General features: G+C 57.6%; 18 protein-coding genes and 1 tRNA gene. 4 read left to right on the top strand and 15 right to left on the bottom strand.

The genetic code is table 11. The features are described 5' to 3' along the window. Window positions 1–7: 7 nt before the first annotated feature. Window positions 8–949 (top strand): LpxL/LpxP family Kdo(2)-lipid IV(A) lauroyl/palmitoleoyl acyltransferase, encoded by a 942-nt coding sequence (gene lpxL / locus HY028_11175; protein MBI3345396.1) that lies wholly within the window; start codon window positions 8–10, stop codon window positions 947–949. Further along, the gene (locus tag HY028_11180) at window positions 939–1,718 is read left to right on the top strand and encodes a glycosyltransferase family 2 protein (protein ID MBI3345397.1); all 780 of its coding nucleotides are present in this window, start codon (window positions 939–941) and stop codon (window positions 1,716–1,718) included. The genes lpxL and HY028_11180 overlap by 11 nt, the downstream gene beginning before the upstream one ends. Here HY028_11180 and HY028_11185 read toward each other — a convergent pair. Further along, window positions 1,707–2,753: a glycosyltransferase family 9 protein gene (locus HY028_11185; GenBank protein MBI3345398.1), complete on the bottom strand. Its 1,047-nt coding sequence runs from the start codon at window positions 2,751–2,753 to the stop codon at window positions 1,707–1,709. The two genes, HY028_11180 and HY028_11185, sit on opposite strands and share 12 nt — an antisense overlap. After that, window positions 2,746–3,927 (bottom strand): O-antigen ligase family protein, encoded by a 1,182-nt coding sequence (locus HY028_11190; GenBank protein MBI3345399.1) that lies wholly within the window; start codon window positions 3,925–3,927, stop codon window positions 2,746–2,748. The genes HY028_11185 and HY028_11190 overlap by 8 nt, the downstream gene beginning before the upstream one ends. Window positions 3,928–4,267: 340 nt before the next feature. On the opposite strand from HY028_11190, the gene HY028_11195 reads away from it, so the two are divergent. Beyond that, window positions 4,268–5,311 carry a glycosyltransferase family 9 protein gene (locus tag HY028_11195; protein ID MBI3345400.1) on the top strand — a complete coding sequence of 348 codons (1,044 nt, stop codon included), beginning with the start codon at window positions 4,268–4,270 and terminating at the stop codon, window positions 5,309–5,311. Here the strand turns inward: HY028_11195 and HY028_11200 are convergent. The 11 genes from HY028_11200 to HY028_11250 form a co-directional block, all read right to left on the bottom strand. Next, window positions 5,301–5,906, bottom strand: coding sequence for a DUF4254 domain-containing protein (locus tag HY028_11200; protein ID MBI3345401.1), 606 nt, complete (start codon window positions 5,904–5,906; stop codon window positions 5,301–5,303). The two genes, HY028_11195 and HY028_11200, sit on opposite strands and share 11 nt — an antisense overlap. Beyond that, the gene (locus HY028_11205) at window positions 5,903–6,991 is read right to left on the bottom strand and encodes a glycosyltransferase (protein MBI3345402.1); all 1,089 of its coding nucleotides are present in this window, start codon (window positions 6,989–6,991) and stop codon (window positions 5,903–5,905) included. The genes HY028_11200 and HY028_11205 overlap by 4 nt, the downstream gene beginning before the upstream one ends. Window positions 6,992–7,001: 10 nt before the next feature. Continuing rightward, a complete protein-coding gene (locus HY028_11210; protein MBI3345403.1) occupies window positions 7,002–8,117 on the bottom strand; it encodes a glycosyltransferase family 4 protein in 1,116 nt (371 codons plus the stop codon). Between the two features lie 11 nt (window positions 8,118–8,128). Next, window positions 8,129–9,217 carry a putative lipopolysaccharide heptosyltransferase III gene (gene rfaQ, locus HY028_11215; protein MBI3345404.1) on the bottom strand — a complete coding sequence of 363 codons (1,089 nt, stop codon included), beginning with the start codon at window positions 9,215–9,217 and terminating at the stop codon, window positions 8,129–8,131. Window positions 9,218–9,229: 12 nt separating this feature from the next. Further along, window positions 9,230–10,252, bottom strand: coding sequence for a lipopolysaccharide heptosyltransferase I (gene waaC, locus HY028_11220; protein MBI3345405.1), 1,023 nt, complete (start codon window positions 10,250–10,252; stop codon window positions 9,230–9,232). Further along, a complete protein-coding gene (gene waaF / locus HY028_11225) occupies window positions 10,249–11,223 on the bottom strand; it encodes a lipopolysaccharide heptosyltransferase II (protein MBI3345406.1) in 975 nt (324 codons plus the stop codon). The genes waaC and waaF overlap by 4 nt, the downstream gene beginning before the upstream one ends. A 242-nt stretch (window positions 11,224–11,465) precedes the next feature. Next, window positions 11,466–11,576 (bottom strand): zinc-finger domain-containing protein, encoded by a 111-nt coding sequence (locus tag HY028_11230; GenBank protein ID MBI3345407.1) that lies wholly within the window; start codon window positions 11,574–11,576, stop codon window positions 11,466–11,468. A 255-nt stretch (window positions 11,577–11,831) separates the two neighbouring features. Beyond that, a complete protein-coding gene (locus HY028_11235; protein ID MBI3345408.1) occupies window positions 11,832–12,776 on the bottom strand; it encodes a branched-chain amino acid transaminase in 945 nt (314 codons plus the stop codon). Between the two features lie 65 nt (window positions 12,777–12,841). Beyond that, window positions 12,842–15,748, bottom strand: coding sequence for a bifunctional [glutamate--ammonia ligase]-adenylyl-L-tyrosine phosphorylase/[glutamate--ammonia-ligase] adenylyltransferase (gene glnE, locus HY028_11240; GenBank protein MBI3345409.1), 2,907 nt, complete (start codon window positions 15,746–15,748; stop codon window positions 12,842–12,844). Between the two features lie 256 nt (window positions 15,749–16,004). Beyond that, complete coding sequence (gene groL, locus HY028_11245) at window positions 16,005–17,639, bottom strand: chaperonin GroEL (protein ID MBI3345410.1); 1,635 nt, start codon at window positions 17,637–17,639, stop codon at window positions 16,005–16,007. A gap of 49 nt (window positions 17,640–17,688) precedes the next feature. After that, window positions 17,689–17,973: a co-chaperone GroES gene (locus tag HY028_11250; GenBank protein ID MBI3345411.1), complete on the bottom strand. Its 285-nt coding sequence runs from the start codon at window positions 17,971–17,973 to the stop codon at window positions 17,689–17,691. Window positions 17,974–18,319: 346 nt separating this feature from the next. Here HY028_11250 and HY028_11255 point away from each other — a divergent pair. Continuing rightward, window positions 18,320–18,396: transfer RNA gene (locus HY028_11255), tRNA-Arg, on the top strand. 21 nt (window positions 18,397–18,417) lie between these two features. On the opposite strand, the gene HY028_11260 is transcribed toward HY028_11255, so the two are convergent. Together HY028_11260 and HY028_11265 are read right to left on the bottom strand one after the other, a co-directional pair. Continuing rightward, a complete protein-coding gene (locus HY028_11260; GenBank protein MBI3345412.1) occupies window positions 18,418–21,531 on the bottom strand; it encodes an efflux RND transporter permease subunit in 3,114 nt (1,037 codons plus the stop codon). Between the two features lie 23 nt (window positions 21,532–21,554). After that, a complete protein-coding gene (locus tag HY028_11265; protein ID MBI3345413.1) occupies window positions 21,555–22,697 on the bottom strand; it encodes an efflux RND transporter periplasmic adaptor subunit in 1,143 nt (380 codons plus the stop codon). Between the last annotated feature and the right edge of the window lie 168 nt (window positions 22,698–22,865).

Consider the following 22,865-nt stretch of genomic DNA (forward strand, 5'->3'; position numbering starts at 1 on the left):
GAACACAATGAGCCCATCAGGCATCTCACTTAGCGGCCCGTTTCCCGTAAAAAAATTTCTGGCGCCTGGTTACTGGCCAACCTGGATCGGATTGGGGATCCTCTGGTGCATCGCACAACTTCCTCATCGCTGGCAATTTCAAATCGGAAAACTCATCGGACGGATGATGTATCTGAGCTCCCGGCGGCGCAGACATATCGCTGAAATCAATCTCAAACTGTGCTTCCCAGAACTCGATGAAAATCAGCGCACGCACTTATTGAAAAAGCACTTCGCTTCACTGGGAATGGGTCTGGTGGAAACGGCGATGTCCTGGTGGACGTCCGATGCACGCATGCGCAAGCTGGCGCGCATCGAAGGACTCGAACACCTGGAGCAGGCCTTGCGATACGGCAAGGGCGTGATCTTGCTCAGCGCCCACTTTACCAATCTGGAAATCGGCACGCATTTATTGGCCATCCACACCCGATTCCACGCCATGTACAGGGCGCACAAGAACCCGTTATTCGATGCGGTCATGAAGCGCGCGCGCGAGGCGCGTTGTGAAAAGGCCATCTCCAGCGACGACGTGCGCGGCATGCTGAACAGCCTGAAACAGAACATCCCGGTCTGGTACGCCTCTGACCAGAATTACGGACTCAAACACAGCGTGTTTGTCCCTTTCTTTGGAATCATGGCGGCCACCAACCCCGCGCCGGCGCGACTGGCGCGGCTCAGCGGGGCGCCGATTGTCCCCTTCATGATTCAAAGGCGCGACGACCGGCATGATTATCTCCTCACCCTGTTGCCCGCGATGGATGGGATACCCGGCGATGACCTGAAACGTGACATGTTGTGCATCAGCCAATTGATCGAAACACAGGTGCGCAAAGCGCCGGAGCAATATCTCTGGGTACACCGGCGGTTCAAGGATCGGCCTCCAGGCGAAGCTAGTTTTTATGAATCTTAAGGAGCCGCGTGTGGCTTATCCGGTGACCGTCACTGTTATTACACTGAATGCCTCACAACATATCCGGCAGTGCCTGGAGAGTGTGCGCTGGGCGGATGAGATCGTGATTGTGGATTCGGGCAGCACGGATGATACGCTGACCATAGCGAGGGAGTTTACCGATCGTATCGTGCATCGTGATTGGGTAGGGTATGGTCCGCAGAAGCAATTTGCCGTCAGCCAGGCGAAGCACGACTGGATACTCAGCCTGGATGCCGACGAATCACTTAGTCCCGAGTTGGTTGGAAATATCCGGCGCGTTCTGCAAGAGAGACCGCCTTTTTATGCCTACACTCTGAGACGCTGCAATCAATTCATGGGGCAGTGGCTGAAACACGGCGAGGGTTATCCTGACTTGGTGCTGAGGCTGTTTGATCGCCGTCATGCGCGCTGGAGCGTTGATGTCATCCACGAGAAGGTTATTCATGACGGTCGCGCAGGAGAATTGGCAGGCGACCTGATGCATAAATCAGAAAATGGCATTGCGGCTTATCTGGAGAAGCAGAATCACTACACCAGCTTGCAAGCAGAGAAGCTGTATGAGCAGGGTGTGCGCACCGGTATCGTGCAACTGCTGTTCAGTCCGATGGTGCGTTTCATCAAGTTCTATTTTATTCGCCTCGGTTTTCTTGATGGGCTCCCCGGCCTTGTTCATATCATGATAGGCTGTTTCAATTCTTTTATTAAATATGTAAAGCTGATGGAATTGAACAGGCGCTCAAGAAAATAGCGTTTTGGTAAGCAAGTGCTCAAAGGCAACCATCACTTCATCTACACTAATATCTTTTACATCCAGACTGCGTGGCTGCAACAGTTCATAAGGCACACCCCATGGGTGCCAGCGCGTTACATCCGATTTACCAAAGAAACACACAATGGGTTTTCCCAAGGCGGCTGCGATATGCATGGCCCCGCCATCACTGCAAATCACTTCGTTACAGAGTGACAGCGCCCCGATCAAGTCGCCGAGATCCCCAGTCGGATAGGCGATAATCGGGAAGCCCGCCAACTGAGTCATGATCGCCTGCGCATTGCCGTCATCACCGGGGTGCATGGGGTTGTCGGCGGCGCCGGGTGACCAGAGCAGCACAAAGTTTGCATCGTATTTCTCACGCAGCTTTTTTATCAACTCGATAAATTTTTCCACCGGCCAACGTTGGCTGGGTTTGCGCGCACTGATGTGCACGCCCAACAACATCCTGGCGGCCAACAATCCATGCTGTTTTAATTTCTGTTGCACCCGCATCACTTTCGACGGGCTGGGGATGAGGTGTGCCGGTGGTGGCGGTGACTGGATGCCCAATGGCGCCAGCAAGCGAAAGATGTCCTCCACTTCATGCATCGCCCTTTCCGTGGAGTATGGAGCCGCGATATCTATGCGCTCAATTCCAGGCCTCCCCTCCTCGGTAAAACCTATGATATGCCTGGGCTTGATCCACGATAATGTTCGTACTACGCGCGGCCAAAACCCAGGGGCCGCTATGATGGCGTAATCAAAACGCTCCCTGCGTAATCGCAGCAACAATCGGAACCGATCCCAATAGACGGCAAGGATGCTCTTGCCTTGCGGCTTATGCTTGGCCTTGGTGTAGGCGAATACCTCATCAATGTCCGGGTTATTTTCCAGAACAGGCAGATTGTAACTGTTGACCAACGCACAGATACGGGCGTCCGGGAAACGCGAGCGCAGGGCGGCGATTACGGGTGTAGTGCAGACGAGATCGCCGATATTGTCACGGCGCACGACGAGGATTTTATTACTCATGGGGAGCGGCCGCTCTTTCACCCCCGATGGCGCCCAGCACCGTGCCGGTCAACATCCAGAATAACAGCGCCCCATCTCTCACAAAAAAATCGTCGGTCATATTTTTTGTTAGCAACCCCACTATCATGACCGCACAGGCTGTTGCGTAGGCATGGAGCGGTGAGATCTGCTGACGCCGCGTGCGTGGAACCCAAACAGCACGCAGCACCGCGAATATCAAACCTAGAAAGGCCAACATGCCGAGTATACCCATTTGCACGCCTTTGTTGAGGAGTATGTTATGGGCATGCCAGTAGTTGGTGTTCTCCTTGAAAAATTCCGGATTGCGCAGTCTGAATACCTCACGGCCGAACCCCGCGCCGATTAGGGGGTGAGCGCGAATATTCTCGACGGCCACGCGCCAAATTATCCAGCGCTGATCAGGTTCGTCTGCAGAGGTGGCTCCAAGCTCCGCTTGGTGCAACACGATGCGCTCATTCATCTGCTTTACGAATAAGCCTGTAAGAACGACTGCCAGTACGATTATTGTTACCAGGAACCTACGTTGTGCGCGTGGAAAAATGGAATCTCTGAGGAGATATACCGCGAGCAGCAGCTCGACCAGCAATGAAACAAGACCCGCCCTATTCCCGCTGAAGTAGAGCGCAATGATATTCAACGCCAACACAGCCAATAAAAGGTAATATATCGTTTTATGAGTGTCTTTCAATTGCAGGGCATAAGCGGCTACAAAGGGCAACACCGTAATCAGATACGTGCTGAACATCCCGACACCGCTGAACGAGCCTTCTTGCAAATACGACTGTCCCAGTCCGGAAACTACTATATTAAAAACGGCATAACCCACCATGAGCAGATTGCCCGCTACGACGACGCCCATGATTCGTGACAGAGCTTCAGTGCTGCGCACCCACGACGCCGCAAGCACCAAGACAAGGATACCGTAGCCCAACTCGCGCTTGACTTCACTCAACGAGTAGGCCGGGTCTATGGCGTACATCACGGAAAATAATGCGATGGCCGCATACACCGCCCAAGCCCATGCGACCGGGAAGGAGAGCCTTAAGCGGTATCTCCATGTCGCCCACAGCGTCAAAAGCAACAGCGAGTAGAAGGCGATGTGGCGTACGGCGATGGTGTGGGCGATGGGCAAAACCAATAAATAGGCCCCCATTAAAAAAAACGCCCAGCAATTGAGCGCGCAACTCAACGAGCCGTTCGGCGCAGGCCAGGCTATTGTTCTGCAGATCTTTTTCAACATTTCTTTTATTTTGAATATGTGCGTATAGGCAAGTGAAGTATAATTCGCTAAATCGCTTCAGCGAAATACTCATAAGTCAATAAGTAACGCTACACTTCCCGCTAAGTCCCCGCCCCCTATGTAGGGGGCGGGACAGGGTGGGGGTAGGTAAAACAGGGTATTTACTCAGGAGTCACATCATAAGCAGTGTTGCCTTACTTTGTGACTCCTGAGTAAATAATTTTCCGATTATACCTCCGCACTGAATCAACCCATGAAGATCCTGATAATAAAGCGCGACAAGATTGGAGATATGCTGCTTACCACACCGATGCTGCAGCACCTGCGGCGATCCCTGCCGAGTGCGGAGATCCACTTGCTTGCCAATGACTACAATGCCTGGGTGGTCAGCAACAACCCTAACATTGACAGGTTGTGGGTATACCCTCGGGTGCGTATCGGCAGAAAAATCCGCCTCACCGCCGCATTCAAACAGCTTTGGCAAATCTTACAGTTGCGCCGCGAGCATTTCGATGTTGCCCTGGCTGCGGGCGGCGAAGAGTCTCTGCGAGCCATACGGCGCGCCTTGCGTGTCGGTGCGAAGCGTGTCATCGCCTACTGCGATGACGAGGCACTGAAAAACCAATTAACAGATCCATTGAAAGCCCCAAACAGCAACCACGAGATAGACCGCATGTTGGGTCTATTGATTCCATTAGGAATCCCGCTGCCCGCTTCGCCTATTTACCCTCATTATGATTTGCCGGCCGTCTGGCATCAATTTGCCGTCAATTGGGTGACTGAACGCAACCTAAAATCTAATACCTATATCGTGCTTGGCCTTGGGGCGCGGCGCTCCAATAGGCAACCCACCCCGCAGCAAGTTTTACGCTGGTGTGCGCACTTCAAGGAACGCTATAACCTGACCACTGTCTTCATGTGGACACCCGGAAAAAGCGATAACCCGCTCTATCCGGGCGATGATGACATCGCGCAGCCTGTATTGGACAACCACGTGCCTTACATTCACCCCTTTCGAGGCCCTATCATGCCCGCCTTAGGCCTGATCTGGCATGCGCGCACCTCGATCTTCCCCGACAGCGGCTTCATGCATTTCGCCGCCGCAAGTCCCGGAGGCGTATTGGGTTTATTCGCCGCGAGCCGCAGTTCACCTTCCCCCAAACAATGGGGACCACGAGGGATCAAGGCGGACTATCTCGAGGCGGAAACAACCGTCCCAGACATAAGCGACGCGGAACTCTATCAAAGAATAGAAAAACTGATTTTCCGACGCGTTCCAGAGACCACTAACCTTTAGTTTGATACAGGCAGGGATTTAAGCTCGGATCGTTGTACATCTTGAATTGCCGGTAAATTTTAAAGTAGGCTCGCCCCTGTTCCGCAGCCGCAAGCAGGGTACCCAGACATTTTTGCAGATCGTTGCGCTGCTCCATCAATCTCGATAATTTTTGCTTACAGTTTTCTATGTGCATATCATCAACGTCGGTACGCTCTGCTTGCACCCGCATGTGAAAAATCTTCAGGCTGAGGATAGACAGACGATCAATCATGGCACCCGCTGTCTCGCTATTTAACCAGGCATCCGCATCTGGCGTAACATGACTCAGGCGCTGCAATAGAAGCACGTCAATATTTTCAATGGCGTCGTTGCGTTTTTGGTTATAGCCATCAATGGCGCGCTTGTTGGCGGCAATTTCGCTATCAGCGACATCTCTGCGCCGGGCCAAATCTTCCTCGGCCCATAGCAGGCAATTATAGCGGTGATTGAGCTCAATATAGCCCCACATCCCTGAAGCAAATTCCGCTGCGGAGGAACTAGCCCAACCCAAAGTCGCGAGACAGGTATCGTGAAACAGACTGATTCGTTGCGCCGTCACGTCATCAAAAATCATGCGTCACCCACCTCGGTAAAAATCGCCTCCATTTTATCCAGCATGGCGGTCAATCCAAATCTTTCCTGCGCATATCTGCGCGCGGCCTCACCCAGCCTCTGCCGCAATGAGGCATCGGAAAGCAACCGCTCCATGGCGCCGGCCAACGCCTGAGGATTTTTCGGTTCAACGATAAGCCCGGTCTGTTCATGTTGAACCGCCTCTTGGATGCTGCCTACCGAAGTGGTAATCACCGGCAGCGCGCAGAGCATGGCCTGCACCAACGCTTGCGGCACACCTTCATTGGCATAGGAGGGTAGCACAAAAATATCCATCGCCTGCAACCAAGGCAAAACATCGTGCTGATTGCCCGCCATGATGATACGATCATCGAGGTCCCGTTCAGCGATTTGTTTTTTCAAGGCCTCCCGCTGCGGTCCATCGCCGACGATTACCAGCCAAGTATGTTCGTCAGCCAACTTGGCGAACGCCTCGATGAGATAGCAATGCCCTTTCCAACTCCGCAGCGTGGCCACAATGCCGATCAGGAAAACATTTTCGACCAACCCGAGTTTACGGCGCGCCTTCATTCGGTCGCCGGGCACAAAGCGCCCGGTATCTATCCCGGTTGGGATCGAGGTAATCCGCCCGCTGGAATAGCCATTAACGGCGATAAGCTGTTGGCGCAGGGCCTCGCCGGTGGTGACGATGTGACGGCTCGCCTTGGTATACAACCAGCGCGTAGGGGCATTATCGGGTATCGCCGCCGAGATATGTCGGGTACGAATTATCGGCGGCGGATTTCTGAGCAAACACGCAGCGAGGGCAACCAGCCAACTGTCTGTAGAGCTATGGGTATTCACGATGCTGACTCGATGATTTTTTAACCATTGCACTATCGCATAAAGTCCTTGCGGGGACTTGCGCGCTATCGGGAGCGCTACCACAGCGACACCGCGGCTGATGGCCTCGTGATAAATAGTGGATTCGCGCGGGCACAACAAAGTGACTGTATGCCCGCGCGCCAGCATACCCTCGGCCTCTGTAAGGATACGAATCTCCTGGCCGCCCCAACCCAGCGAGGATTCTGTGTGCAGGATGTGCATGCAGGTTTAATTACCTGCTGAGCAGACTTTCGTAAAGCGGCAGTAACTGCTTTCCCATATTCTCCTCGCTGAGCATCTCCGCGACCTTACGTGCCGCGCCGCCGGCGGCACGTCTGTACTCTGATCCAGACATCGTTTCCATGGCCTCCACCCATCCCCCCTTATCCAAGGCATCGCATACCAGGCCGCAGTTATTTTTTTCAATAATCTCAGCGGCGCCGCACTGGGTACTGGTAATGACCGGTAAGCCTGTAGCCAATGCCTCTAACACGACGTTGGGGAAAGGATCGTACAAGGTCGGCAGCACAAAGGCATCGGCGGCTCCGTAGTACGGCCTGACATCCTGCTGCGCCCCGGCAAAATGCACGCGGTCTTTCAGCATCAGGGTTTCGGCCAGGATGATAAAGCGAGGCAGGTTTTTGTCTCTTCCCACCACCAATAAATGTGTAGAGTCAGGTAACTGTGTCATAACCTCAAGTAAAATAGGTATCCCCTTGCGCTCGAAACCGGAACCTACAAAAAGGAATAACATCGCATCAGGAGGGATCGCGTAGTGGGCGCGGATTGAGGAACGGAAACGTTGCAGGTCAGGATGAAACTGAGTACTGTCTACGCCGTTATAGATCACATGCAGCTTGTTCTCGGGGAATGCGAAATAGTGGTTGATCTCCTGCTTGACCCTATACGAATTACAGATCACTGCACGCAATCGGGCGCTGTTGAATAGCCGCTTTTCCGCAAACCGCACATAGTAATGGTACGGATTTAAGGCAAGACGTAACTTTCCCCAACGTCCCAAGGCGCGGCGGCGTTGTTTCAGCCATTCACGATGCACACCATCGCCCGCGCGGTAAATGTCACAGCAGGGGATGCGCTCGTGGGACTGTACCAGATCAAATTTCTGCTTTTTGAGCACCCGGCACACGCTGAATGCAAATCCGGCGTCACGCCATAGACTTCCCAAATAAAAAGGATTGCAGCGCAGCACCGGTTGCGACGATTCCTGACCCCAGGAGCGCGTGACCAGCGACACGTTTACGCCTGCGTTATGCAGTAAAGACATCACCCTCGAAACGAATTGCTCCGCGCCACCGTCTGATTGGTAGCGCTGCCGTACCAGCGCCATACTGAATTTTTTCACGTCTGATCCGAAAGCAGATCCTGCACCGCCTGCAAGACACCGAGAACCGGCAGCGTAGTGAGGCATTCGCTTACCTTTCCGCCTCCGCAGCCGTCCAGGCCACACGGCCGGCAGGAGTGGTCTGAGGCTATCACCCGATGTCTGACTTGCCAGGGACCCCACACCTGTTCACTGCTCGGCCCGAACAAGGCGACGACGGGTGTTTGCATGGCCGCGGCGATGTGCATGGGCACGGAATCCACACCGACGAAGCATTTTGCCCGTGCGGTGAGCGCGGCCAATTGCTTCAGGGTCAATCGGCCGGAAAGATCTATCGCGGGGCGAGTTAGTCTCTCGGTGATGCGGCGCACGGCCGCCATTTCTTTTTCATCAGGCGCCGCCGTGATAACCACCTGCTCACCGGCCTCATGCAGGGCGTTGATCAAGTCGACATAGTAATCGTTCCGCCAGGTCTTGAACGACCAGCGCGAGCTAGGATGAAGGTGAATAAATTTGTTCAGGCCCCGCTGCTTCAGCAACCGGTCAATGAACGCCTCCGCTTCCTGCCCGGGGATCAGGACCAAACGCCGCTCCTCGACGTCTGGATAAATTCCCAGTCTCCGCAAGGCGTCCAGGTGTTGTTCCACGGTGTGGCGCGGCGTCGCCGGCTGGCGATAGAGGTGCGAAAAACTGCTGCGCCACAATGTCCCGCGCCGGTGCGAGAATTCTCCCGCTACGCTGTAACGCGGCGCCAGCAACCGTGTCAGCCATGCCCCACGCGGGTGTTCGGTGAGATGAACGATCAAATCATAGCGTCGGTTTCGCAATTCTTTTAACAAGCTCAACTCGTATTTTATCCGGTTGCCCAAACTCTGTCTTTTCCAGTCCCGGTCTATGGTGAACACGCGCTGTATCGCCGGGTGTAAGGTCAACAGCTCTTGAGTATCCTGATAGACCAGTGCATCCACCTCTACCTGCGGCAGGTGATTTTTGAGCACCGAAAACACCGGCGAGGTCAGCAGGACATCGCCGTGATGACGCAACTTGATCACCAACGCCCGGCGCAAGAGATCCGGATCTATCGCGTCAGCCAAGGAATTCCTCACCGGGAACCTCCCTCACCCTGTAATATAAGGAGTGATGGTATCCCAAACCTTGGCGGGAGAGACAGTCTGATAACACGCCGGTTGCACATCGGCCGCGCCGCGATAGGTACAGATACGCCTGCCGCAGGGGGCACAGACGAACTCGGCGCACAGGTGCGCCTGACCAGACCCAACGGTTCCAGTCAACTCCGGCCGGGTCGCGCCGTAAATAGTCACGGCCGGCGCCGACAGTGACGCCGCCAGGTGGGCGAGACCGGTATCCACACCCACCACGCCACGGGCATGGGCCAGCACAGCGGCCAGCCCTGCGAGATTCATCTTAGGCAACACCGTAACACCTGAACACTGTACGGCGATATGCTGCGCGCGCTGTTGTTCTTCCTCGTTTCCCCACGGCAGATAGACTTTATAGCCCGCCTCCGTGGCGAGACTCGCCAATTGTACCCAATATTCCACTGGCCATTGTTTGCTTGCCCATGCCGTGCCGTGCAGGAAGACCACATATCTCTCATCCGCCGGAATAGGACTGAAGCGGCCGCGCGATATACCATAGTCAGGCGGCGTGACCGGACAGGGATAACCCAGCGCGGCGGCAAATAATTCGCGCACGCGGGCGATGGCGTGTTTATTTTTTCCTATTGAAAACCTGTGCCCATAAGCCAGTGCCGCAAGCGGCTCCCGCGCGGAGTGACGATCCAACCCATAGCGCGGGCCGCGCGCCATGCGAGTAAGCAGCCCACTCTTGATGAGACCTTGGGCATCAATAATTTTATCGTAGGTCTCGACACGCAATTGGCGCTGGAAACGCTGCCACTCGCCGCTCATTACGGCTGTCATCGGGCGTTTGCGCCAACGCCGCAGGGCCACCGGGATCACGCGCGCCACGGCCGGATGCCAGGCGGGAATCTCGGCATAGGTCTCTTCCACCACCCAATCAAAACGGACCTCCGGCATGGCATGCACAGCATCACTCAGCGCAGGCAGGGTATGAATGACATCGCCCAGCGATGAGGTTTTGACGACGAGGATTTTCATATCTCCGTCGCCTCGTCCATTACCCTCAGTACCTGCTCCGGCTTCAGATCGCGCAGGCACTTCAAGTGACCCAGCGGACACTCGCGCTGGAAGCAAGGACTACAGGAAAGTTTCAGCCATTGTATCTTCGCCTGTGTACTGAGCGGCGGCGTAAACCCCGGGTCGGAAGACCCGTAAATCGCTATCAATCTTCGGCCGAGGGCGGCGGCCACATGCATCAGACCGGAATCGTTGGTCACCACCCGGTCGGCCAGTGACAGCAAGTCTATCGCCTCGGCGAGCGTGGTGCGGCCGGCAAGGTCTACGCACTCCATGCCCGCGAGGGCACGCACCTGGGCGGTGATCGCGGCGTCTTTTTCGGAACCGAATAACCAGACCTGCCAGCCTTGCATAAGTTTAGTCCGGGCGATCTCGGCGAAGTATTCCGCCGGCCAACGCTTGGCCGGGCCGTATTCCGCTCCGGGACAAAGCGCCAGCAGCGGCGCGCCGGGAGGCGCAAGATTCAACCGCGTCAAGGCTGTCTCCACGCCGCCCTCGGTCACCGCCAGACGCGGATACGGCAACTCGGCAGGCAGAGGATCACCGTCCTCCATGCCCAGCGCGACGAAACGTTGCACCGTCATCGGCAATCGGGTCTTGTCGAGGCGACGGACATCATTGAGTAAGCCCCAGCGCCACTCACCGACATAGCCGGTGCGCACGGAGATCTTCGCCCAAAAGGGGATCAATGCGGACTTGAGGGAATTAGGTAACACGATCGCCTGGTCATAGCCGCGATCGCGCAGGTTACGTGCAAACCGGTAACGCGCCGCGAGTTTCAACTGCCCATGCTTGAAGGGTAGGTCCAGCGCCTCGTGCACCTCCGGCATGCGGTGGAGCAGCGGCAAGGTCCAGAAGGGGGCAAGGACATCAATCTGCGCGCTCGGATGACGCTGCTTAATAAGCCTGAACAGACTCTGCGCCATCACCATGTCGCCTATCCAGGAAGCACCGACGACCAGGATTTTTTTTCTGTTCACCGCTGCAGAGTAACTAAGAACTTATCCATAAATAATTTACCGCAGAGGACGCAGAGTAATACCCTCAAGAAGGGTTTTTTCTCCTCCGCGCCCTCCGTGGTGAAGCCTTTTCATCGCAAGAGACACAGGGGAACTATTTATGGGCACCTCTAAAAATGCGTCCCTTATGAATATGTTCTAAGCCTTATGCCAGATTAGCTTTTGAGGACATAATCCGCACCACAGTATGGACACTTCGCTTTACCGGTAGCTTCAATCGGCAGATACACGCGCGGATGGGAGTTCCACAGACTCATGCTGTCCATAGGGCAGTTCAAAGGTAAATCAGCGCGCGTCACGTGATAGAGATTTTGCGCATTGGGCTCGACGTATTTCTTTTGCGAGGAGTTATGTTTTTCAGCCACGGCTCTCTCTACCCACTCAGGAGCCACAAAGTAAGGATACACCGCCGACCGGGTGTCTCCTGAGTAAAAACCCTGTTAACTCTACCCCCACCCTGTCCCGCCCCCTGAACAGGGGGCGGGAACGGGTCGGAGAGTGTAGACTTAATGATGAACTCATTAGTAATTACACAAGGTCAGCCACTCGGGGTACTGACTGCGCCGCCCGTGCACCTGGTCGAAATATAACGATTGCAGGCGTGTGGTGATCGGTCCGCGCGTACCGTCGCCGATGCTGCGGCCGTCCAGTTCGCGGATCGGCGTGACTTCCGCCGCGGTGCCGGTGAAGAAGGCCTCGTCGGCGATATACACCTCGTCGCGAGTGATGCGCTTTTCGCGCACCTCGACGCCGATCTCTGCGGCGAGCTTGAAGATCGTGTCGCGGGTGATGCCGTCCAGCGCCGAAGTCAGTTCCGGCGTGTAAAGCACACCGTCGCGCACGATAAAGATGTTCTCGCCACTCCCTTCCGCCACATAGCCATCCACGTCGAGCAGCAGCGCCTCGTCCACACCGCAGGAAAGCGCCTCGCGCAGCGCCATCATCGAGTTCATGTAATTGCCGTTGGCCTTGGCCTTGCACATGGTGATGTTGACATGATGGCGCGTGAACGATGAGGTCTTGACGCGTATGCCCTTCTCCACGCCCTCCTCGCCCATATACGAACCCCACAACCAGGCCGCGACGATGGCGTGCACCTTGAGGTTATCGGCGCGCAGCCCCATGCCCTCCGATCCGTAGAAACACATGGGACGAATATAGACCGACTTGGAACCCGACAACTCCAAACTGTTTTCGCGCACCGCGACACGGCATGCCTCGCTCAGCGTGCGCTTATCGTAAGGCATGTCCATGCCCAGGATGTGCGCGGAGCGGAATAAACGATCCATGTGCGCATCGAGACGGAAGATGGCTGTGCCTTTTTCCGTTTTATACGCGCGGACGCCTTCGAACACTCCCATGCCGTAATGCAGCGTATGCGTCAGCACATGCACCTTGGCATCGCGCCAGGGCGCCAGCTTCCCGTCGAACCAGATGACGCCGTCGCGGTCATCCATTGTTGTCATGCAAAGTTCTCCTTTAATCTTGTCGTAGGGCCGAATTCATTCGGCCGAATGCGAATTTGTCGCACCTACCTCCCCATTAACTCATGCCAGATCCGCACCACCGCTGCCCGATAATCCCGAAACTCGGTGTCGGACACGAGCGCCGCTTCATCCTGCAAGGCTGCGCGATGCAATGAGGCACGATAAGCACGGTAGGCGTCACTTAATACTTGCACATCCGGCGCGCTCATTAACTCCGCCGCAGCGAAGCCCTGCAGCAGGCGGATGTTGTCGGTCCAGACCAACAGTGCAGGGTGTCGGTGAGCTGCTAGTAAAACTGTGTATTGAACCATAAATTCGATGTCCGCGATACCTCCCCTGCCCTGCTTGAGGTCGAACTGCCCCTCCACCGGCCGGCCGAGTTCGGCGTACATCCGCTCCCTCATGTCAGACACCTCGGTACGCAGCGCCGCCGGGTCGCGCTTGCGCCCCAGGATATCGGTGCGCAGCCGTTCAAACTGCGCGGCTATGGCCCCCTTGTCCGGGCCGATTTCCGCCACCACACGGGCACGCACCAACGCCTGATGTTCCCACGTCCAGGCTTGGCCCTGTTGATAGTCGGCGAAGGCGGCGACGCTGCTCACGAGCAGGCCGGAGGCGCCGCTCGGTCGCAGCCGCACATCCACGTCATAGAGCACGCCGCCGGGCGTAGAGGCATTGAGTATGTGGATGACACGCTGCGCCAGCCGCGCAAAATACACGCTGTTGTCAATGCTTTTGGTCCCCGTGGTGCGCTGCTCATCGCCCTGGCTATCGTGTAAAAACACCAGGTCCAGATCGGAGCCGTAGCCCAACTCGATCCCGCCGAGTTTTCCATAACCGACGATGGCAAAGCCGGGTTCGTGAGGCTTGCCTTCGATACTGCACCGCGGCGTACCATGCCTCGCCGCCAAATAGTTCCATGCCAGATTCAACACCTGTTGTAACGCCACCTCGGCGAGCCAGGTGAGATGATCGCTCACCTTCATCAGCGGCAGCTCACCCGCGGTATCGGCCGCGGCGATGTGCAACACCTGCACCTGCTTGAAATGGCGCAACGCCTCCATCTGCTGCTCCAGGTCGTCTTCCGGGATAGAAGATAAAATCCGGCGCAGTTCTTCTTCCATGCCCGCCTTGTCCAACACGGCGTACAGAGTGCGCGTATCCAACAACTCATCGAGCAACAACGGGTGACGGGTCAGCAAGGCACTGATCCAGGGACTCGCGGAGCACAGCTTCACGAGCTGCGACAAGGCCATCGGATTTTCGATCAACAAGGAAAGGTAGGTGCTGCGCTGTGCGATAGCCTCGATGAGACGTACCACGCGCAGCAGCGTAACATCAGGGCCGGCGCCCAATCCCGCCGCCGCAATCAACAGAGGCATGAGTGTGTCCATGCGGGCGCGGCCACGCTCACTGAGCACGCGGTAGCCATATCCCTCACGTAACTCGGTGAGCCAACGCAGGACGTCATCGGCCTGCGCAAAACCCATCGAGGTGAGCAGCTCCCGAGAACGCCCTTCCTCCAGCGACCCCAGCCAGAGACCGGTCAAGTCCGGCCGGTTCGCGTCAACTGATTGCTCGGCCTGGGGCGCGGTGAACACTTGCTCAAAATGGCTTTGCACGCGTCTGCGGTGCATATCTAAAGCGTGCTCAAAAACCTCCCGATTGTCATAGCCCATCGAGTAGGCCAGGCGCAGCCGCCCGGCCTCGTCCGCCGGCAGGCTGTGGGTCTGCTCGTCGGCGGCCTCTTGCAGACGGTTTTCCACTTGGCGCAGAAAGACATAACTCTCCGCGAGTTCGCGTGCCACGTAATCGGGCAGATACCCGGTCGCGCTGAGAGTCTCTAAAATAGGCAGCAGTTCGGGCCGCTGCAGCCTGGCGTCCCGCCCGCCGCGGATGAGTTGGAAGACCTGTCCGATAAATTCGACCTCACGTATTCCGCCCCGGCCCAGCTTGATATTACCCTCCATGCCCTTGCGCCGGATCTCTTGCGCAATCAACGCCTTCATGTCGCGCAGGGACTCGAAGGCGCCGAAGTCCAGGTAGCGGCGATAGACGAACGGCTTTAGCGTCCGCATCAGGCGCGACCCCGCCACGCGGTCGCCCGCCACGACGCGCGCCTTGATAAAGGCATAGCGTTCCCACTCGCGCCCGTGGGTCTGGTAATAATCCTCCATCGCCTCAAAACTCAGGGCCAGCGGACCGCTCTCGCCGAACGGACGCAACCGGCTGTCTACCCGGAACACCAAGCCCTCGCCGGTCGGCGTATCAAGCCCCGCGATCAGGCGCTGCGCCAGCCTGACGAAATATTCCTCATTACTGACACGACGCCGGCGGCCGAGCGTCTCACCTTCATCGGGGTAGGCGAAGACCAGATCAATATCCGATGAAAAATTCAGTTCACCCCCGCCCAGCTTTCCCATCCCGATGACCACCAGCGACTGCGGCTCGCCGCTTCCGCTGCAGGGCCAACCCAGTTCAGCCGCCTGCCAGGCATGCAGCGCGTCCAGCGCCGATTCGACACAGGCCTCCGCAAACAGCGAGAGGTCTCGCAGGGTCTCGTCCAACTTGGCCCAGCCGGCCAGGTCGCGCCAGGCGATACGCACCATCTCGCGCCGCCGCACCTGCCGCAGGACCACCCCCAGTTCGCGCTCATCTGCGCTTGTGCCCAGTACACTTTGCAGTTGCCGCCGATAGGTATGGGGCGAATACTCCCTCAGCAGGTCACCGCTATGCAGGAGGTCAGCCAGGAGCGTCGGGGAATGGATACAGCTTTGCGCCACAAATTCACTGCATGCCCACACCCGATGCAAGACCTTCAAAAAATCGGGATGAGCAGGGATGGCTACACCACTTTCTGTGGCGGCCTCCACAAAGGTCTGCCAATAGATGGCGACGTGCTCGCTTAGCGCAGAGGGTAAGGCTTCTAGTACATTTTTTGAAAGAAACATCTTAAAGAACCCAAAGCGATAGAACGAGAATTTTGATCCGAGGCAAGGCGCAGCGCAGTCGAGCACCGGTCGCTCCTGCGCGTCCTGCGCTCGCGACATTCGTACCTCCGTGTACAGCACAGCATACAGAGAAGTATGTGAGGAGCGCAGACAAGCTGCAACACAGCATCGGATCAAAAGGCGAAGTTATATAGCAAAAAAAAGCCCCATCTGTCGCCAGATGGGGCTCAGCACCCTATACAGGAGCTTGGTTTGTTTACATCATGCCCATGCCGCCGTGGTCAACCATATCCTTCGGTTCACCCTTGTCGCTAGGCAACTCGGCGATCATGGCCTCAGTGGTAAGCATCAAGCCGGCCACCGATGAAGCGTTCTGCAGCGCGGTACGCGTCACCTTGGTCGGGTCAATCACACCCATGGCCACCATGTCGCCGTACTCGCCGCTCGCCGCGTTGTAACCGAAATTGCCGTCGCCCTCGGCCACCTTGGCCAGCACCACGGAGCTTTCGACGCCGGCGTTTTCCACGATCTGGCGCAGCGGCTCTTCCATCGCGCGGCGCGCGATAGTGATGCCGACATTCTGGTCTTCGTTATCGCCCTTGAGCTTGTCAACCGCCTTCAGCGCGCGCACCAGGGCCACACCGCCGCCCGGCACCACACCTTCCTCAACGGCCGCACGAGTCGCATGCAGGGCGTCTTCCACGCGCGCCTTCTTTTCCTTCATCTCGATCTCGCTGCCGGCGCCGACCTTGATGACGGCCACACCGCCCGCCAGTTTGGCTACGCGTTCTTGCAGTTTTTCCTTGTCGTAGTCGGTGGTCGCCTCTTCGATCTGATTACGGATCAGCTTGATGCGGTCCTGGATATCCTTGGCATTACCGGCGCCGTCAATGATGGTGCAGTATTCCTTGGTCACGTTGACGCGCTTCGCGGAACCCAAATCGCCGATGCCGGCCTTCTCCAGCGTCAAGCCCAGCTCCTCGGCAATCAGATTCGCGCCGGTGAGCACAGCGATATCCGACTCCATGGCTTTGCGGCGCTCGCCGAAACCGGGCGCCTTCACCGCGCAGCACTTCACCACGCCACGCAGGTTGTTCACCACCAATGTGGCGAGCGCTTCGCCTTCCACGTCCTCGGCGACGATCAGCAGGGGGCGGCCGGCCTTGGCGACGCCTTCCAGCACCGGCAACATCTCGCGGATGTTGGAGATCTTCTTGTCGTAGATCAGAATCAGCGGGTTTTCGAGGTCGCAGCTCATGAGCTGCTGGTTGTTGACGAAATAGGGAGAGAGATAACCGCGGTCGAACTGCATACCTTCAACGACATCCAGCTCATTTTCAAAGCCGGAGGCCTCTTCCACGGTGATGACGCCTTCCTTCCCGACCTTGGACATGGCCTTGGCGATGATGTCGCCGATGTCCTTGTCAGCATTGGCGGAGATAGTGCCGACCTGGGCGATCGCCTTATCGTCGGTGCAGGGCTTGGACATCTTCTTCAGCGCCTCGACGGCGGCGGTGACGGCCTTGTCTATGCCGCGCTTCAGGTCCATCGGGTTCATCCCGGCGGCCACGGCCTTCAGGCCCTCCTTGAGGATGGATTGCGCCAATACGGTGGCGGTCGTCGTGCCATCGCCGGCCACGTCGGAGGTCTTGGAAGCGACCTCTTTCACCATCTGGGCGCCCATGTTCTCAAACTTGTCCTTCAGCTCGATGCCCTTGGCCACGGACACGCCGTCCTTGGTGACGGTGGGTGCGCCGCCATAGCTCGAATCTATCACCACGTTCCGGCCACGCGGCCCGAGGGTAACCTTCACGGCATCGGCCAAAATATTAACGCCCTTGGCCATGCGGCTACGCGCGTCATATCCAAATTTTACGTCTTTTGCTGCCATAGCGAATTCCTCTTGATTAGAAAGTTAATGGATCCAGGCCTGTCAGGACTTACTGGATGACACCCATGATGTCGTCTTCGCGCATCATGAGCAGTTCCTTGCTGCCGGGCACCTCGGTGCCGGCGTATTTGCCAAACAGGACCTTGTCACCGGCCTTTACATCCAGCGGGTGCACGCTCCCGTTATCGAGAATCTTGCCCTTGCCCACGGCGACTACCTCACCGCGGCTGGGCTTCTCGGCGACGTTATCAGGGATCACGATACCACCGGCAGTGGTACGCTCTTCTTCCAGCCGGCGTATCAGCACGCGATCATGCAACGGACGAATATTCATTGTCTTCTATCTCCTTACAAAGCAAAAAAGGGGTTAATATCTGTGCGTGTGGCTCTCTATAATACAATAGATGGGGGTTATTAGCACTCATCTACATCGAGTGCTAATAATGATAGCGGCAAATACCGGAGAGTCAAGATGTTGTTTATAAAAAATATATAAAACAACATGTTAGCATTGTATTGTGATTTGTTTTGAGCGCGACCAGGGCGGTAACCAGGAATACCTGCATAGACGGCTAAGTCGGGAGTAGGTATCCTAGCCCTCCCTTGCCCTCATCCCCACCCCTTCTCCCAGGGGGAGAAGGGGGCGAGCCGAGGCGCTGCGCGCAACTTGTTCTTTACTTGCGCCCTTAGCTCAGTTGGATAGAGCGTTGGGTTCCGATCCCAAAGGTCAGAGGTTCGAATCCTCTAGGGCGCGCCAATTATTTATTCTCTCCGCTGGTCATGATAATTTCGCCTGTTCCAGACCATCGCCCGCCTTCGGCGCAGAAGGCGCCGCAGGTCCGCGCTTGATGTGCCGTAACAGCCACTGCACCATGTCGTCTACATAGGTGAACAGCACCGGAATGATGAGCAGGCTCAGGAAGGTGGAGGTAATCAGCCCGCCGATCACGACGATGGCCATCGGGGCACGGAAGCTCGGATCAACGCCGATACCCAGCGCAATGGGCAGCATGCCCGCACCCATGGCGATGGTGGTCATCACGATGGGTCGTGCGCGTTTGTGGCAGGCATCGAGCAGCGCTTCTCCGCGCGTCAGGCCACGGTCACGTCGCGCCGTGATGGCGTACTCCACCAGTAGAATTGAGTTCTTGGTGGCAATGCCCATCAGCATAATCAAACCGATCATGGACGGCATTGAGATGGCAGTCTGAGTGATGAACAGTGCAAGGAAAGCGCCGGGGATCGAGAGCACCAGCGCTGCCAGAATCGTCACGGGCTGCACGAAGTCCTTGAATAGCAGCACCAGTACGATGTAGATACACAGCACGCCAGTGAGCATGGCCAGACCAAAGCTCGAAAACAGATCAGCCATTGCCTCGGCATCGCCTACGCTAGTCTGAATCACGCCAGCAGGCAGATTCCGCAGGCTGGGCAGCGCAAGCGCCTGCCTCTCCACGCTGCCCAGCGGCTGCTGGTTCAGCTCAATCTCGAAGTTGATGTTGCGCAGCCGGTCGTAACGGTCAATCTCGGCCGGCCCGCTGTCAATGGCCAGTGTGGCTACGTTGCCGAGCATCACCGGACCGCGCGCGCCCGGCACGGCCAGGCGTGACAGCAGATCGAGATCGGTGCGTGCATCGGCTTTGAGCTTCACCACCACCGGCACCTGGCGTTGCGACAGATTGAGCTTGGCCAGACTCTGATCGTAATCACCAGATGTCGCAATGCGCAACGTGTCAGCGATGGCCGCAGACGTCACACCAAGGTCGGCGGCGCGCGCAAAATCAGGTCGCACCATCAGTTCGGGCCGCACCAGGCTGGAGGTGGAGGTCACGTTGCCGATGCCGGGAATGGTGCGCAGATCACGTTCCACCCGGCGCGCGTAGTCGGTGAGCACGCGCCCGTCTTCTCCAGCCAGTACCAGCACATACTTCTCGTTTGAGCCGCCTAAGCCCACCTTGATACGTGCGCCGGGCAGCACGCTCACCGCTTCGCGCAACTGCGATTCAATGGTTTGTTTGCTTAAGCCCCGGCGCTCGCCGCGCGGCGTCATGTTGATGGTGAGGGTGGCCTTGCGCACCTCGACCGCACCGCCGGGCGCGAACGGATCGCCGCCGGTGTTGCCGCCGCCTATGGCCGTGTACACCAGCTTCACATGCGGGTTCTGCTGCACGATCTCGCGCGCCTGTTCTGCCGCCGCATAAGTCTGCGTGAAAGTGCTGCCCGGCGGTAAAGAAATGATCACCTGCGTTTGCGACAGGTCGTCGGGCGGGATGAAGCCGGTAGGCAGCAACGGCACCAGCGCGAACGAGCCCACCAAGAAGCCGACCGCGGCCAGCGTGGTGAGCACGCGGTGTTTCAGGCACCACCGGGCCCAGCGCATGTATAGCGCCATCCAGCTCGGCTCGCGGTATTCGCGCTTCGGCGCCTTGAGGATGTAGGCCGCCATCATCGGCGTCAGCATGCGCGCGACCACCAGCGAGAAGAACACGGCGATGGCTGCCGTCCAGCCGAACTGCACAAAGAACTTACCCGGCACGCCACTCATGAACGCGGTGGGTAGAAACACGGCAATCAGCGTGAAGGTGGTGGCAATGACCGCAAGACCAATCTCGTCGGCCGCCTCCATCGCCGCTTGGAACGGCGTCTTGCCCATGCGCAGGTGACGCATGATGTTTTCGATCTCGACGATGGCGTCGTCCACCAGAATGCCCACCACCAGCGACAACGACAGCAGCGTGACCACGTTGATGGTGAAGCCGAACAGGTGCATGAGCGCGAACGTCGGGATCGCCGACAACGGCAGTGCGATGGCGGCCACCAGAGTGGCGCGCCAGTCGCGCAGGAAGAGCCACACCACGATCACCGCGAGGATGGCGCCCTCGTACAGCAGCAACATCGAGCCGTTGTAGTTTTCCTGCACCGGGTCTACGAAGTTGAACGCTTCCGTTACAACGACATCGAGGTGCGCGGCTTTGAGCTTTTCCAGCTCCTTGCGCACGCCGGCCGCCACGTCCACCTCACCGGCGCCGCGGCTGCGCGTGACTTCGAAACCGACCACCGGCTGGCCATTGAGCAGCGCCGCAGAGCGCTGCTCTGCCACCGTGTCCGTCACCAGCGCCACCTGGTTGAGGCGAATGCGACGGCCATCGGACAACGCGATTTCCATGCGCGCCAGTTCTTCAGCCGACTGTACGGTAGCGATAGTGCGCACCGACTGTTCGGCGCCGCCCACGTCGGTGCGGCCGCCCGAGGCCTCTTGCTGTATCTGGCGCAACTGACGTGAAATATCGGCTGCCGTGGCATTGAGCGCCTGCAACCGCGCCGGGTCAAGCTCGACACGCACTTCACGCGTCACACCCCCCACCCGCGCGACCGCGCCCACACCGCGCACGTGGAGCATGGATTTAGTAATGGTGTTGTCTACAAACCAGCTCAGGGCTTCATCGTCCATGCGGCTGGAAGCCACGGTGTAGGTAAGGATTGGCGCGCCCGACAATTCCATTTTCGAGATGATCGGGTCGCGCAGGTCACCTGGCAGATCGGAGCGCACGCGGGTGACGGCGTCGCGCACGTCATCCAATGCCTGCTGGGTGGGTTTTTCCAGCCGGAACTCCACCGTGATGATGGCGGCGCCGTCCTGCACCTTGGTGTAAATGTGCTTCACGCCTTGCAGCGTGGCGATCGAATTTTCAATCTTGCGCGCGACCTCGGTTTCGAGTTGCACGGGAGAGGCGCCCGGCAGCGACGCTGTCACCGTCACGGTGGGCAGGTCTATGTCGGGGAAGTTCTGGATTTTCATCGCCCGAAAGCTCATCAGGCCCACCAACGTGAGCATAATGAACAACAGGATCGCCGGAATCGGATTGCGGATTGACCAGGCGGAAACGTTCATTTTTAGAGGCGCCCTTATCTCTGTTACTGAGTTGCCGTGGTAATGCTGGACGCTGCTGACTTTACCGCCGCCGCCTCGACCACTCGCACCCTGTCACCATCGGCCAGAAAGCCGCCACCGGCGGCAACCACGTGCGCCAAGACATCGAGTCCACTGATGATCTCGATGCGGTCACCCACACGGCGTCCAACTGTAACCTTGACCTCAGCGACCTTCGAGTCGGGGCCGACACGGAAGACATAGCTGAAGCCGTCACGCAGTAACACCGCACTTTGCGGCAGCGTCAGCCCCTGACCGCTGCCGACCTCGAATTCGCCGCGTGCGAACATGCCTGCCTTGGCCGCACCTGGTGTCGGTAAGTCAACATATACCAAGCCGTTGCGGGTCTGCACTTCGACGGTCGGCGCCACCATGCGCACTATACCCTTGATAGGGGTCACATTAGCGGGCCTGACGATCACGCTCATGCCGGGTTTCAACGACGCGAGTTCGGCGGATGAAACTTCAGCACGCCACTCAAGCCGGCTCTGACGGATCATGCGAAACAGCTCCTGCCCACTCGGCAGGACGGCGCCCACCGTGGCGCTGCGTGCCGAGATTACACCATCGTCAGGCGCCAGCACTTGCGTTTGCTGCAAGCGTAGCTGTTGCACCTTGATCGCCGCGCGCTGCGCCTCTAGCCGCGCCTGGGCGGTACGCTCGGCGGTGAGGTACTGGTTGATCTGCTGCGCACTCAGGGCGTCCCTGGTTTGAAGATTGCGCGCACGCTGTCCATTCGCGGCTGCCTCGGCCAACGCGGCCTCGGCCTCGGCAAGAGCGGCGCGCACTTGCGCCAGGTCGGCCTCCATCGTGTCGGACGCGAAGGTGGCCAGCACCTGACCGCGTTGGACAACGTCGCCCACATTGACACGCACCTCGTCCAGTCGCAAGCCATTGGTCTCGGTGCCGATGCTGGCCTCTTGCCACGCCGCGATATTGCCGTTGGCGCTAATCGTCACAGGCAGATTCGTGTCTTGCGGTTGCGTGGTGGTCACTGTCAGCGCCGGCTTGATGGCCGCTACCGGCGCAGGCTTTTTGTCATCGCTTGTGCGCATGCCGAACGTCACAAAGACAATACCGAACAAGCCCGCTGTGATCAGCGTAAAGAGAAGACGTTTGCGATTCATGTCTTTGAGAGTTTCTTGGTATTAGTTACTCATAAGTCAGTAATTAAGACTACACTTCATGCTACGTCTCCGCCCCCTATTGAGGGGGCGGGACAGGGTGGGGGTAGAGTAAACAGGGTTTTTACTCAGGAGTCACATTATAACGTTGTAGCCTTGTTTTCTGACTCC

The organism is Gammaproteobacteria bacterium, assembly GCA_016195665.1.
Classification (GTDB): Bacteria; Pseudomonadota; Gammaproteobacteria; order SURF-13; family SURF-13; genus JACPZD01.

Bases quoted from the DNA above. Each gene is read 5' to 3' on its own strand.
- waaC (MBI3345405.1), bottom strand. From the start codon at position 10,252: ATGAAAATCCTCGTCGTCAAAACCTCATCGCTGGGCGATGTCATTCAT.
- HY028_11260 (MBI3345412.1), bottom strand. From the start codon at position 21,531: ATGAACGTTTCCGCCTGGTCAATCCGCAATCCGATTCCGGCGATCCTG.
- waaF (MBI3345406.1), bottom strand. From the start codon at position 11,223: ATGGTGATGGCGCAGAGTCTGTTCAGGCTTATTAAGCAGCGTCATCCG.
- HY028_11265 (MBI3345413.1), bottom strand. From the start codon at position 22,697: ATGAATCGCAAACGTCTTCTCTTTACGCTGATCACAGCGGGCTTGTTC.
- HY028_11180 (MBI3345397.1), top strand. From the start codon at position 939: ATGAATCTTAAGGAGCCGCGTGTGGCTTATCCGGTGACCGTCACTGTT.
- HY028_11200 (MBI3345401.1), bottom strand. From the start codon at position 5,906: ATGATTTTTGATGACGTGACGGCGCAACGAATCAGTCTGTTTCACGAT.
- glnE (MBI3345409.1), bottom strand. From the start codon at position 15,748: ATGTTTCTTTCAAAAAATGTACTAGAAGCCTTACCCTCTGCGCTAAGC.
- HY028_11230 (MBI3345407.1), bottom strand. From the start codon at position 11,576: ATGGACAGCATGAGTCTGTGGAACTCCCATCCGCGCGTGTATCTGCCG.
- HY028_11250 (MBI3345411.1), bottom strand. From the start codon at position 17,973: ATGAATATTCGTCCGTTGCATGATCGCGTGCTGATACGCCGGCTGGAA.
- HY028_11210 (MBI3345403.1), bottom strand. From the start codon at position 8,117: ATGGCGCTGGTACGGCAGCGCTACCAATCAGACGGTGGCGCGGAGCAA.
- HY028_11185 (MBI3345398.1), bottom strand. From the start codon at position 2,753: ATGAGTAATAAAATCCTCGTCGTGCGCCGTGACAATATCGGCGATCTC.
- HY028_11190 (MBI3345399.1), bottom strand. From the start codon at position 3,927: ATGGGGGCCTATTTATTGGTTTTGCCCATCGCCCACACCATCGCCGTA.
- lpxL (MBI3345396.1), top strand. From the start codon at position 8: ATGAGCCCATCAGGCATCTCACTTAGCGGCCCGTTTCCCGTAAAAAAA.
- HY028_11195 (MBI3345400.1), top strand. From the start codon at position 4,268: ATGAAGATCCTGATAATAAAGCGCGACAAGATTGGAGATATGCTGCTT.
- HY028_11235 (MBI3345408.1), bottom strand. From the start codon at position 12,776: ATGACAACAATGGATGACCGCGACGGCGTCATCTGGTTCGACGGGAAG.
- HY028_11205 (MBI3345402.1), bottom strand. From the start codon at position 6,991: ATGCACATCCTGCACACAGAATCCTCGCTGGGTTGGGGCGGCCAGGAG.
- groL (MBI3345410.1), bottom strand. From the start codon at position 17,639: ATGGCAGCAAAAGACGTAAAATTTGGATATGACGCGCGTAGCCGCATG.